This window comes from Paenibacillus sp. S28, from assembly GCF_016624415.1.
Lineage (GTDB): Bacteria > Bacillota > Bacilli > Paenibacillales > Paenibacillaceae > Paenibacillus_AQ > Paenibacillus_AQ favisporus.
Map to the genome: position 1 here is coordinate 769,041 of NZ_JACVTM010000001.1, position 12,830 is coordinate 781,870.

Annotated in this window: 10 protein-coding genes; 3 read left to right on the forward strand and 7 right to left on the reverse strand. The window is 49.7% G+C overall.

Features of this window, described 5'->3' with window-relative positions; translation table 11 throughout:
- Positions 1-12: 12 nt before the first annotated feature.
- The 7 genes from IAE55_RS03355 to pdxR form a co-directional block, all read right to left on the reverse strand.
- Positions 13-774 carry a response regulator transcription factor gene (locus IAE55_RS03355; RefSeq protein WP_105442971.1) on the reverse strand — a complete coding sequence of 254 codons (762 nt, stop codon included), beginning with the start codon at positions 772-774 and terminating at the stop codon, positions 13-15.
- The gene (locus IAE55_RS03360; protein WP_200630933.1) at positions 749-2,509 is read right to left on the reverse strand and encodes a sensor histidine kinase; all 1,761 of its coding nucleotides are present in this window, start codon (positions 2,507-2,509) and stop codon (positions 749-751) included. Before IAE55_RS03360 ends, IAE55_RS03355 begins: the two co-directional genes overlap by 26 nt.
- A 158-nt stretch (positions 2,510-2,667) precedes the next feature.
- Positions 2,668-4,164 (reverse strand): ABC transporter substrate-binding protein, encoded by a 1,497-nt coding sequence (locus tag IAE55_RS03365; RefSeq protein WP_200630934.1) that lies wholly within the window; start codon positions 4,162-4,164, stop codon positions 2,668-2,670.
- Positions 4,165-4,246: 82 nt separating this feature from the next.
- Positions 4,247-5,176 (reverse strand): carbohydrate ABC transporter permease, encoded by a 930-nt coding sequence (locus IAE55_RS03370; protein ID WP_200630935.1) that lies wholly within the window; start codon positions 5,174-5,176, stop codon positions 4,247-4,249.
- A 13-nt stretch (positions 5,177-5,189) separates the two neighbouring features.
- On the reverse strand, positions 5,190-6,146 hold the full coding sequence (locus IAE55_RS03375) for an ABC transporter permease (protein ID WP_076165559.1): 957 nt from the start codon (positions 6,144-6,146) through the stop codon (positions 5,190-5,192).
- A 260-nt stretch (positions 6,147-6,406) separates the two neighbouring features.
- Positions 6,407-7,285 carry an alpha/beta fold hydrolase gene (locus tag IAE55_RS03380; protein WP_200630936.1) on the reverse strand — a complete coding sequence of 293 codons (879 nt, stop codon included), beginning with the start codon at positions 7,283-7,285 and terminating at the stop codon, positions 6,407-6,409.
- Between the two features lie 206 nt (positions 7,286-7,491).
- Positions 7,492-8,910 carry a MocR-like pyridoxine biosynthesis transcription factor PdxR gene (gene pdxR / locus IAE55_RS03385; protein ID WP_200630937.1) on the reverse strand — a complete coding sequence of 473 codons (1,419 nt, stop codon included), beginning with the start codon at positions 8,908-8,910 and terminating at the stop codon, positions 7,492-7,494.
- A gap of 454 nt (positions 8,911-9,364) precedes the next feature.
- On the opposite strand from pdxR, the gene IAE55_RS03390 reads away from it, so the two are divergent.
- The 3 genes from IAE55_RS03390 to nhaC are packed head-to-tail and all read left to right on the forward strand — an operon-like array spanning position 9,365 to position 12,814.
- Positions 9,365-10,036 carry a helix-turn-helix transcriptional regulator gene (locus IAE55_RS03390; RefSeq protein WP_076165552.1) on the forward strand — a complete coding sequence of 224 codons (672 nt, stop codon included), beginning with the start codon at positions 9,365-9,367 and terminating at the stop codon, positions 10,034-10,036.
- A gap of 32 nt (positions 10,037-10,068) precedes the next feature.
- Positions 10,069-11,253 carry a MalY/PatB family protein gene (locus IAE55_RS03395; protein ID WP_325168596.1) on the forward strand — a complete coding sequence of 395 codons (1,185 nt, stop codon included), beginning with the start codon at positions 10,069-10,071 and terminating at the stop codon, positions 11,251-11,253.
- A gap of 34 nt (positions 11,254-11,287) precedes the next feature.
- Positions 11,288-12,814, forward strand: coding sequence for a Na+/H+ antiporter NhaC (gene nhaC, locus IAE55_RS03400; protein ID WP_200630938.1), 1,527 nt, complete (start codon positions 11,288-11,290; stop codon positions 12,812-12,814).
- The last annotated feature ends 16 nt before the right edge of the window (positions 12,815-12,830 follow it).

Here is a 12,830-nt window from a genome sequence, read left to right on the forward strand (position 1 = left end):
AAAATGCGCAGCTTAAGCTTTTCCGCGGAGCTCGGAAGGAGACTTTCCGAAAAAGCTATGAAAGTGCGTATAGAAATAATTGAGATTGTTGTAGCCGACGGAAAACGCGATATAAGATATTTTCTCTTCGGTTGAGCGGATTCGGTCCTCTGCGAGCAGCATCCGGTATGCCATGAGGTACTCTGAAAACTTCATTCCGGTTTCTTTAAGAAACAGCTGTCCCAGGTAAGTACTGTTCATTTGGAAGCGCTCCGCTACGGATTTTAACGTTATGTTCTGGGCGTATTCCATCTTGATCATCAGTAATATGCGGTTGACCAGCTTGGAGAGATGCTCATATTGAACCCCTAATACGGGATCCCTGTTCAGGTCCTCGCTGTTCTTATCGCCGATCGTACCGTTAAGATCCTCGACAATGATTTTCTCAATGACTTGCTGCAGCTTGGTGCGCTCAACCGGTTTGAGCAGATAGTCTTTGACGCCGCAGCGAATGGCTTCCTGAGCATATTTGAATTCACTATAGCCGCTCATAATAATGTATTTCGTCGGGATCTTAAATTCGTTAAGCCTGCTGATGGTCTCATACCCGAGCGTCTTGCCAATGCAGACATCAAAGATAGCCACGTCCGGCTGCAGGTCAACCACTTTGGTCATGGCTTCCTCAGTCGTTTCACACGTTTCAATGCGGCCAAACCCGTATTGGTTCCAGTCCAGTATCCGTTTCATGCCTTCCAAAATTTGAGGCTCGTCATCCACAATCATCAACTTGTACATGTTCAATCACCTCTTTTGATATCCGTACCGCAATCTTGACCCCGGCTTCCTCGTTATTTGCGATTTCGATCGTACAGCCGTCCCCATAGAAGAAATGCAGCCGCGTATATACGTTGCGAAGGCCGATACTTCCGGAGGAAGCGTCATCCTGGTTAAACAGCGTGCGCCGAACGGTATTTAAACGCTCCGCCGGTATTCCCTGCCCGTTATCCACAAATTCAAGCATATAACCGTCATCGGATTCCCAGCCATTAACGACGTACAAATTAAACTCATGACCGGCATCGAAGCCGTGAATGAAGAAATTTTCCGCGAGCGGCTGCATCCAAAATTTCACGGTCGGGATCGAGAGGAGGGCCGGTTCGACATTGACCTGATAATAAAAACGTCCCGGATACTTAAACTCCATAATCTCCAAGTATTTCTGCAGCAGTTCCAGCTCGCTGGCAATCGAAATGATATTTTCCTTCTTCACGATTTCGCGGTAGAGCGTCCCTAAAGTCGCAATGGCATCGGCGGTATCTGTGTCCCGGTTGACCAGCGCTGTAGAGCGGATCACCTCCAGGGTATTGTACAGGAAGTGCGGATTAATCTGGTTCTGAAGCGCTTTCATTTCGGTTTCCTGCTGCTTTATTTTTAGCAAATATTCATTGCGGATGTACTTATCCAGCTGCTGTATCATATCATCCAACTCACGGGCGATCATACCGTATTCGTTTCTCCGGTACCGGGCCGGGCGGCTCGTCGTAAAATTGGCCGTTTTGACGCGCCCGATCGACTGGATGATGCGGTGCAGGAAGAGGGCATCATCCCGTAAATTGTAGACAATGAGCAGCAGTACGCTGACCATCGCGGCCAGCACGATCAGGAAGAGGGTGATCAGCATCCCGGCATGCTGACGAATCAGCGTGGACAAATCGATGATGCTGACGAATTTGAAATTAAACTTGGTGGAGGCGAAGGTGACATAAAATATCGGCTTCAGCATTCCCCTTGAAATAATGCCGTGTGTGCGTCCATTTGCTGCAGCCAGGCGGGACATTTGCTCCAAATCTTCGCCGTGTCCGCCGATCAGGTAGATATCGCCGGCAGCACTGACGGCCGCAGCTTCGCCAACCCGGAAATTTTGGACCGATCTGAAAACTTGCTCACTGCTGACCAAAAAGCGCAGCTCTCCGAATTCCTGAGAGCCCAGCGTAGGATTCGACAGTTTCTTGCGGTATACGAAACCTTTCGTAATCGTGTCATGAAAAGCCTCGTCCTTATTCGGAAGTCCGAACGTATAACTGGCGATACCGTTATCGTTAAAGCGTACTACATTGCCGTATTGGCCGGTGTGCAGGCTAATTTGCGTGATCTCACCCTGCGCCCAGCTGTATAAGTAGGTCTTAAGATCTTCGGGAAAGGAAACCAGCGGCTGCGAGTAGATGCTGTGATCCAGCCTGCTCGTCAAGTAACCTTCAGCACTGCTGCTCGCAAAGCTTCTGGCATCGTCGAGCAATCCCGGATTGGAGTAAATCCGCTGCATGTAAGCCTCGATACGGTCGGCGTCATACTGCAGTTCATTCTCCACGCGCGAGAATGCGTTCGCCGCCTCGATCCGGGCATTGCCGACCCATTGATTGAGCAGCATGGCACAGGTCAGCGTGCCCAGCGTGAGTCCGATGCTCACGACGAAGATGACATAGGCGATAAACTTGTGGCGGTAAATTTTGATTTGTAAAAAAGAGCCCATAAGACACCTCGATTGACAGCAACTCGTCGAAGCATGAATGCTAATCCCAATGTATCACGATTAGTGCAAAGGTACCACGATTAGTGCGAAACTTCATCGATGGGAAGGAAAAAGCATCCCTTAAGAGAGTCTCATTAAGGGATGCGCTTCCATTTCTTTTACTTGAAGTAGTTATCGATTTGCTCTTGAGCCGCTTTCATAATCGTGTCCATGCCGGCCGACTTCAGTTCAGCGGTAATCTTCGGCACCATTTTCTCCGGATCGGATGCGCCGGTAATGAGTTCATACTTGTATTTGTCCCATACGGCTTGGCAGTTTGCCACTTCGGTCTGCAGATTGCTGATGTCCAGTGCGAAACCAAGGATCGTGGAAGAGGAGGCAGCTTCGTTCAACTTTTTAACCTGTTCCCATTGATCTTCCGGAGCGCCTTTCGTCACCGCCAGATTAAAGAACGTGCCTTGGGTGTAAGCAGCCAGCGGCCAAGTATCGGTTGTACGCTCGATGACTTTTTCGCCGTCGACGTTTTTGTAGTCTACGCCCAGCTCGCCAAAGGCCAGCATGTTGCGCAGCTTCGGATCGGTGTTAACCAGTTCAAGGTACTTCAATGCTTCCTTCTGATATTTCGAATTTGCCGAAATCGCGTTCAAAGAACCTTGGATTGTACTTGTGGTGTAGATCGGTCCGTAATGCTGAACCATGTCGTATTTCTGGACGTTATCATTGATTTGCCAGCTGATTTCGGCGCCAGGGAAGGCTTGTGCCGCAAAGAACGGTCTGCCTTTGTCAGCTTCGGTTTTGGTCGGAGCATCCGGATTGATGATGCCGTCTTGATACCATTGATGCAAAAGCTTCAGGTTAGCCATAACGTCAGGCTGCTCCAGAACGGAAACGACCTTGCGCGTTGCATCGTCCGCTTTCACGCCGACCGGAGGGAAGCCCAGCGTTAAATCGTCATAATCGTTAAAGAATCCGTTCAGGCCTTCGCCCTGGGTCATCGGCAGCGGGTAGAAGCTTTTGCCTTCGCCGGCCTTCATATCATGAAGCGGCTTATCCAGATCCTGCAGCGTCTTGATGTTGTTGATGTCGATATTGTACTTCTGCACATACTTGTCATCGAATACCCAATACTGCGTCAACGCGGAATCTTTATAAGTCGGTACGGAATAATATTTTCCGCCGATTTTGGTGCCGTCCCATACGTTTTGCGGAATCAGTTTGTAAAGGTCAGGCGTTTCGCTTTGTACCAGATCGGTAATATCGGCAAAAGCGCCCATCGCAACCTGCTTGCTGTACTTGCCGCTGTTCGTGAACATGATGTCGAAAGGCTCGCCGGTATTGACGATGGTGTTCATCTTCGTGTCCCATTCGCCCCAGCTGGCTACCTTGATGTCCACTTTCACGCCGATCTTTTCGGCTGTGTAGGCATTCATGGCGTCAACAGCCTTGCTGAAGTTGCTCGGCACCTGGCCGCCGATCGTCCACCAGACTAGCGTCGGAACATCCTTGGTCGTTGTCGAAGTTTCCTTCGACGGTTCCGTGGTTGTCTGCGATCCATCGGCTGTAGAAGCAGGCTTCGAACCGCCGCAGGCCGCCAGAGCTGTGGCCAGAAGGGTCAGCAAACAGAGCGTAGAGATGAACCTGAAAGATCTTTTCATTCCAAATCCCCCTTATAGATGTTGAATCACCGTGATTAGCAGTGATTTATCATAAACCAAGATGTCTTGGCTTATTTCGTCATTATCCTTTAACAGCACCGACCGTAAGCCCGGAAATAAAATACTTCTGGAAGAACGGGTAGGCGCAGGCTACAGGCAAAACGATGAGGATCGCCACAGCCATCCGCGCGGATTCCTTCGGCATCGTCGCGACAAGTACGGCGTAGCTCACGCCCATGCTTGCGGCATTCTTTGCCAGGGCATCGACATTGCTCATCAGGCTGTTGAGCAGGGCCTGCAGCGAGTACAGGTTCTGGTTGTCGATATACAGCATCGATTGAAACCAGTCGTTCCAGTAGGCGAAGCAGAGAAACAATCCAATCGTCGCGATCACAGGCAGCGAGATCGGGAGGACGATAGAGAAGAAGATCCGCAGCTGGCTCGCGCCATCGATTTCCGCCGATTCGATGAGTCCGTCGGGAATCGTGCTTTTGAAAAACGTTTTGCAGATGATCACGTTAAAGGATGAGACGGCCAGCGGCAGAATCAAGGCCCAGATGCTGTCCTTCAGACTCAATAAATTCGTGTTGATAAAGTAGCTGGACACCAAACCGCCGTTGAACACCATCGGAATGAATACGATCCAGGTCAGGAACCCCTTCAGCTTGTAGTTGGGGCGGGAAATGACGTAACCCATGGATGCCGTCAGCAGGACGCCGAGCACGGTCCCAATCACAGTGACAAGAACCGACACGCCGAGTGCCCTCAAAATCGTCGTCCCCTGTTTGGTGATATAGGCGTATGCATCACCCGATAGTACGGTCGGCAGTAAATGATATCCCGTCTCACGGATCGAGTCTTCACTGGAAAATGAGATGGACAGAACCACAACGACAGGAATGACACAGATCAGCGCCAAGACGATAAATATCAGATGGAAAATGACGTCGACGACTCTGTGGGTACGATTAAATTTCTCCAGGCCCGTATCGTAAGCCGTTCTTGTTGACATCGACCCTACCTCCTTACATCATTGCGCTTTCCGGATCGATTTTGCGGACAATCCAGTTAGCGATCAGAATGGTGGCACAGCCCAGGACGGACTGCACGAATGCAGCAGCGGAGGCCATCCCGACAGTAGCGGTTTTCAGCTGCTTGTATACCATGACATCGATGGTCGTAGACACGTTGAACAAGGAATTGGAGTCCCGCGTGACCTGGTAGAACAAACCGAAATCGGTGTAGAAAATGCGCCCGACCGCCAAGATGAACATCATGACGATGACCAGCTTCAGCATCGGCAGCGTAATAAATCTCGTCTGCTGCCAAATTGAGGCGCCATCGATAACCGCAGCTTCGTAATAGGTGCTGTCAATGCTCGTGATGGTGGCCAAGTAGATAATCATTCCGTAGCCAAGGCCTTTCCAGACGTTTAAGAGAATCAGGAAGAACGGCCAGTATTTCGGTTCCATGTACCAGTTCACCGGGTCGCTGCCCATACTGACGAGCATTTGGTTGACGATCCCCTTGTCGAAGCTTAGGAAAGCCCAGCCTACGGCGGATACGACCACCCAAGATAAAAAATAGGGAAGGAACATCATCGTTTGATAGATTTTGCTGGCCTTCCGGCTGTGCAGCAGTCCTACCATAATGGCGAATAGAACAGGGAGGACGATGCCTAGAACGATAAAGATCAGGTTGTATCCAATCGTGTTGCGGATAATGATCCAAGCATCGTTCGATTTGAACAGGAACTCGAAGTTTTTGAAGCCGATCCACGGGCTGTTGAACACATTGCTCAGGAATCCGCCGCTAATTCTAAAATTTTTAAAGGCGATAATGATCCCGAACATAGGTAGAAAGCAGAAGAGGATATACCATATGGTCGTCGGCAAGGCGAGCAGGGTCAGTTCCGTATCCTGCTTGTGCCAACGTGGACGTAAGCGCTTACGTTTGTGGCTTTGCTCGGCTTTTGAACTCATGATAGTCACTCCTTCCGGTGGTTTCTCTATTGCAGCTTGCGCTTCGTAAATTCATTGTATAAAAGGAAGATTCCATGCATCCAGATAACAAACTTGATACTATAGTCAAAAAACGTTAGGTGAACATGAAATTTTGTCGAAATAAACGCATATAGGCACCCGGTTTCTACGACCGAATGCCTTTTTTAAATGGTGAATTAAGAAGCTTATTTGAATGATAATCGATGGGATCATCTTAAAAAGCGTTAGCGGAACATATTCTAACCGTCCAACAAATTAGACACGAGCCAGGGCTTGATGACCGGAAGCACGGTCTCCGGGTGCATGGCTTTGGTATGGTCCATCCCGTCTCCCGTTAAGATACGAACGTCCCAGCCCATTTCTTCCAAAGCTTGTTGGTTTCTCTGCAATATCCCGGCAATGTCCACAGTGACGCCGCCGAAGTTTTCCCCATACACGATCGTATCTTTCTCTCCGGCAAAAGCCAGCTTCGGAACGGCCGGGTTCAGACTCACCGCCCGATCGTCAAAATCCATCAAATGCTGGTACAGCGTCATAAACTGTTTGGTCTGATTTGTGTCGATCTTGACCTGAACCTGGTCCCAATCCACCTTTTCCGGACTGCTCGAATCCTGCCAATCTTTCATTATAGGGGTATTTTGATTGCGTACAGCTTGTTCATAAGTACTGCGGGTCACCACCATCATTTCTTTATAGGGCCCGTCCAATGGCGGAAATCCACCCATGATCAAGCTATCCAACCGCTCCGTACGGATAGCCAGCTGCAGACCGACCAGCGCCAGCCAGGAGTAACCATAATAGCTAAAATGGCGGACATTCATTTCATCAGCGATGAACAGCAGATCTTCTACAAACTGCTCTGGTGTCAGATGGTCGGGATTGGGGTGCTTCATGCGATGGCCTTCATAGTCAAAGTACAAGACTTGGAACATATCAGCCAGTCCCTCGACGAAATGCTGTCCAGATTCGGGGTCGACACCCCACAGCTTCAGGCTTTCAGCTTCTTGGCCGTACACGGATTCCTTGGCAACAGGCAGCATGATTGTTTTGCCTCCGGATCGTCCCGCCAAACCAACTTTGATTTCGGATGAATCCTTGAGCTTGATGACTTTTTCCATATTCTTCACTCCCAAATGGTTTATACAGTCATCATATAACATTCATGCAATCTTTCGGTTCCGCGGGTTTACTTCCTTGATATACTTGAATTAATGGCAAAAATATATTGTTGTAGCACTTGAAGGTTTAACTTTAAACTCGAGTGCCGGCCATGGAGCTGTATTGATCGAAACGAAATACCAGTTTAATAAACGTAAGCTATATCTCAGATCCTTCTCCAAGATTCTGTAAACTGCTGGATTCTACGCAGCCCTTCAGCGATTTCCCTCTCTGTCAGATTCCCGTATCCGAGTACCACCTTGCCGGGGGAGCGACCTTTTAACACTGCATAGTCTTCAAAAGATGAGAGGCGGACGCCGAGCCCTTCCATGTTGTGCCAGTCCATCGGCCCGTAAGCATCCTGCTTAAAATGGAGCTGAACATGCATTCCAGCTTCGTCACCCAACAGTTCAACGCGGTTGCCGAATAAGCGGCGGCATTGTTCCGCGATATATACGCGTTTTCGTTTGTATATCGCTCTCATTTTGTGAATATGCCTGTCAAAATGCCCGTCCAATATAAAACGCGCAAGTGACGATTGCATGATACCGGAAGTTGTCAGGTTTAGTTCCGTTTTGGTGCGAATGACCGGCTCGATCAGTTCCGGGGGGACAACGAGGAAACCGATCCGCAGGGCGGGCGAGAGCGTTTTGCTAAACGTGCCTGCATAGATGACCTTGCTCGGGGCAAGAAGCTGCAGTGGAGGGACCGGCCCGCCTTTATGCCGGAACTCGCTGTCATAGTCATCCTCAATGATATAGTGACCAGCCTTTTCAGCCAGCGCAATAGCCATTTGCCTCCGTTGAATCGAGAAAATGCTACCTGTCGGGTATTGGTGGGAAGGCGTCAGCACGATCAGGCCGGCAGGGAAGTTATGCTCAATCCGGTGGATCTGCATCCCTTGATCATCAACCTCGACCGGATGGATGATATAGTTTAATCTTTGGAAAATATCACCGACAAACCCGATCGTCGGCTCTTCGGTGTAAACCGTATGAAAACGGTCTGAAAGGGTAGACGCCAGCAGCAGAATTCCTTCGGAGGTCCCCGACGTAATGACAATTTGGTCCATGCTGCACGCCATGCCTTTGACCCGGTACAAATAACCGGCAATGACCTCACGCAGTGCAGGCAGCCCTTGAATATTGCCATACGAAAATATGTCTTCCGCCGCCGAATCGGTAATCTCCCGTACGTATTTGCTCCAGAGCCTGCGGGGAAAATGAGACAAATCAGGCAGACCTCCATCAAAGTCAATGAGCTTCGGTTTCTTAAGAACGGACTCAGATCGAGCGGTTGATGCTGAAGAAGGCATAGGGTCGATTTTCATAGCTTTGCGGGTTTCGATGCCCTCAGCGACAAACGTTCCGGAGCCGGCTCTGGACGTCAAATACCCTTCGGCGGTCAATTGCTCATACACTTCGATCACAATGTTGCGCGCTATCCCAAGGTCCATGGCGGCCCGGCGCGTCGGCGGCAGCTGGAGACCGGGTGCGAGTGCACCACTCTCAATTTTCTGACGCAGGTAACTGCATAGCTGCTTGGTGACCGAACCTGCCCCTGCAGCAGCACTGAATCCGAACATAGCCATGTCTCCTTTACATTGGTTCTCCTTATAAACAATTTTCCGGCTCCTATGGTGACCAATTATCACCATTATACGGAAGCTGAAGAACACGCACAAAGGGGTTGAAGGGACGTTTAAACGTGCAATGGATGCCGAGTTGGGCAGATTGCCGAGCTTGTGGCTTTGAAAGAAGAGTAGTTGCCAGAATGATTAACGTAAGATATATTATGTAAACCTGAATTAATTTGATAAAAATTTATCATGCTGAAGCCGCTTGCCTGGCGGCTTTTTTGCGCTATTAAAGAAATGATAATCCATGTAAAAACAAATTCCGACATGTTTCGCGCATTTTCCAAAAAAGTGATTGAAACCGTTTTAAAAATGTAATATACTCTTATCACGATAATAAATTATTATATTGATAAATTTTATAACGACACATAAGGTTTACAAGGAAGGAGACCACCCGTACATGAATGATAATCGGCAGTTCCTTGAGAAGTTTTTTCCAATTGCCTCATTTATTGCGGCTATTATTGGGCCCAAATGCGAAGTCGTAGTCCATGACGTCAGTGATCCGGAACGATCGATTATTTTTATTGAGAACGGTCACATCAGCGGGCGTAAGGTAGGAGACGCCTCCACGGATTTGGTCTTGAAACTGCTGAAAGCGGAAGCATACCGGGAAGAACAGTTTATCGCCAACTATAAGGCTTCGGGAAAGATGGGGCAAAGCTTTAGATCGTCCACCTTTTTTATCAAAAATGACGACAACGAGCTCGTCGGGCTGATGTGTTTGAACATTGACATCACCCACATGGAGGCTGCCGCAGAATGGATTCAGCATATTTTACAAGGCGGTTCGCCGCTTCCTCCAGCTTCAATTGAGGCTCCGCAGGAAGACAAACAGTCCAAGGAATATTTGCAGGGCAACGCGGATGATCTGCTTACTCATATGATCGCATCCGTAATCAGCAAAATAAACATTCCAGTAGACCGGTTATCCTCACAAGAGAAAATCGAGCTCGTGCGTGAGTTAAACGAGCAGGGGGTATTCTTGCTGAAAGGCGGCGTTTCCCAAGTAGCCGCAGCATTAGCGATATCCGAGCCTACTGTCTACCGTTATTTGCAAAAGCTTAAGTAATCAGCAACTGGCATACGCAGGATCAAGGGAAGGTGACATCATTGAAATATAATTTTGACCACATCATCAGCAGATACGGCACGAACAGCGCCAAATGGGACGGAATGGCCCAATCCCAGGGGGAGGACATGATCGCACTGTCCGTCGCGGACATGGATTTACCGGCGCCGCCAGCCGTGGTGGAACGGATGACGGAAATGGCCAGACACGGCATTTACGGTTACACCGATCCGTTCCCGCCATATTTCGAAGCGGTACAAGGCTGGCTGTCCAAAGCCTATAATTGGCAGGTGCCGCAGGAATGGATCGTATTCTGCCCTCGAATCGTACAGGCCGTCTCTGTCTTGATTCAGAACCTGACGGAGAAGGGGGACCGCATCTTGATCCATACGCCTGCTTATCAACCCGTCGCGAAAGCGGTTGCGATCAATGGCAGGCAGTTGGTTGAAAGTCCGCTGCAGCTTGTAAACGGACGGTATGAGATCGATTTTGCAGACATGGAAGAGCAAATGAGGGAAGGCGTGAAGATGGTCATGCTCGTCTCTCCGCATAATCCCACCGGCAGGGTCTGGACGATCCATGAGCTGGAGCGGATCAGCGAGCTGTGCATCCAATACGATGCGCTGATCGTATCCGACGACATTCATGCGGATTTCATCCATCAGGGGCACGAGCATACTGTGATCGCCAAGCTGACGGAGCAGGTGGCAGACCGTTCGATCATTTGTACGTCCCCAGGAAAAACGTTCAATCTTGCGAGTCTGGAAATCGCCAACATCATCATTCCAAACGGGCAGCTGCGGGAACGCTTTAAAAACGGGCTGCAGCAGGCAGGGATTCATAATCCGACCTTTTTTGCCGTCCCTGCCTTGGAAGTGGCCTATACGGCTTGCGATGAATGGCTGGACGAGCTTCGCGCATATATAACGGACAACATCGCATATACGATCGATTTTATACAGACACACATGCCAAAGCTTAAAGTCATTCAGCCTGAAGGCACCTATTTATTATGGGTGGACTGCACGGCGTGCGGCAAGCTTGAAAGCGATTTAGTGGAGTGGATTCAAAACAAGAGCAGAGTCAGTGTCAGCTACGGAACCTCCTTCGGAGCGATCGGTGAAGGTTACATCCGGCTGAACGTTGCCGCTCCGAGGTCACTTCTTCGGAATGCGCTGCAGCGTATGGCAGATCACTATCCTTTGCACGAAAAGTAGTTCACAATTCATTTATCCCAGGGGGAATACAACAATGACAGAGCAAACGAAGGGAAAACAAATCAAAGAACCGACGCTGTTTTTGGCCTTACTTCCGATCATAACGATGGTGGTGCTGCTGTGCTTGGGATACGTCATGTTCGAGCTGCCGCCTGAACCGCTCATTATTGCTTCAACGGTTGTCGCGGGGATCATTGCGGTTAAGCTGGGGCACAGTTACAACGATATTTTGAATTCCATTGCCCAAAAAATTGCCAAAACGATGCCGGCCATTCTAATCCTGATTGCCGTAGGGTTGATGATCGGGGCATGGATGGTGGGCGGCACGATTCCGATGATGATTTATTACGGGCTTAAAATTATCAACCCGCAGTTTTTGCTCATCACCGCCTTTTTAGTGACGTCGGTCGTATCGGTCTGTACCGGTACGTCATGGGGCTCTGCAGGAACGATTGGAGTAGCATTTATGGGCGTTGGCGCCGGACTGGATGTGAATCTGGCAGCCGTTGCCGGTGCGGTGGTTGCCGGTGCCTACTTCGGCGACAAACTGTCGCCGCTATCGGATACGACGAATATCGCCGCCCTATCCACAGGCGTGAACCTGTATGAACATATTGGACACTTGCTGTATACGACGGTGCCTTCGTTTATCGTAGCCGGAATCGTCTATGTCATCACAGGTTTGAACACACATACTGCAGGTGCAGGTATCCCTGAAAAAGTAGGGACCATTATGGATACGCTGGGCACGATCTACCACTGGAATTTGCTGCTCGTCGTTCCGATACTCATTGTGTTGTACGGCTCGATCCGCAAAAAACCAACGCTGCCGGTTATGCTGCTGTCTTCGGCCTTTGCGATGGCTAACGCCCTGATTTTCCAAGGCTTCACATTGCATGATGTCGTAAGCTCCGTATTGAATGGGTTCGACATCGCGATGGTTCACGTCCAAGGATTCGATCCGGCTGCGGTCATCCCTGATGTACCGAAGCTTCTGAACCGCGGCGGAATGAACTCGATGATGGGAACATTGTTAATCTGTTTCAGCGCGATTACGTTTGCCGGCACCATATCGCTTACCAAATCGCTTGAGCTGATCGTGAACCGAATCCTGAAGCATGTACGCTCGACAGGCTCTATGATCGTCGCAACGATCGTGACCGGTTTAACGATGATCGGCGTTACAAGCAACGGCCAAGTGTCCATCCTGATGCCGGGCGAAATGCTGCGTGAGGCATACATCCGCCGTGGGCTGCATCCGAAAAATCTCGGGCGGACGGTCGAAGACTCCGCTGCGATCACGGAACCAATCTTACCATGGACGGCGGCAGGCGCCTACATGGCCGGTACGCTGGGTGTCGCAACACTCGCATACTTACCATGGGCTATGCTGTGCTGGACAGGGATCATTTTCGCCACGATCTGGGGCTTCACCGGTTTTGGGATCGCCAAGCTGACGCCGGAACAGCAAAAAGAAATGCTGCAAGAATATGACGGTCAAAATGCAGAAGAAATGAATTCGAAGACAATGGCCGCGGTTAAGACAGCCCAAACCAATTAACCAAAACCTCATTTTG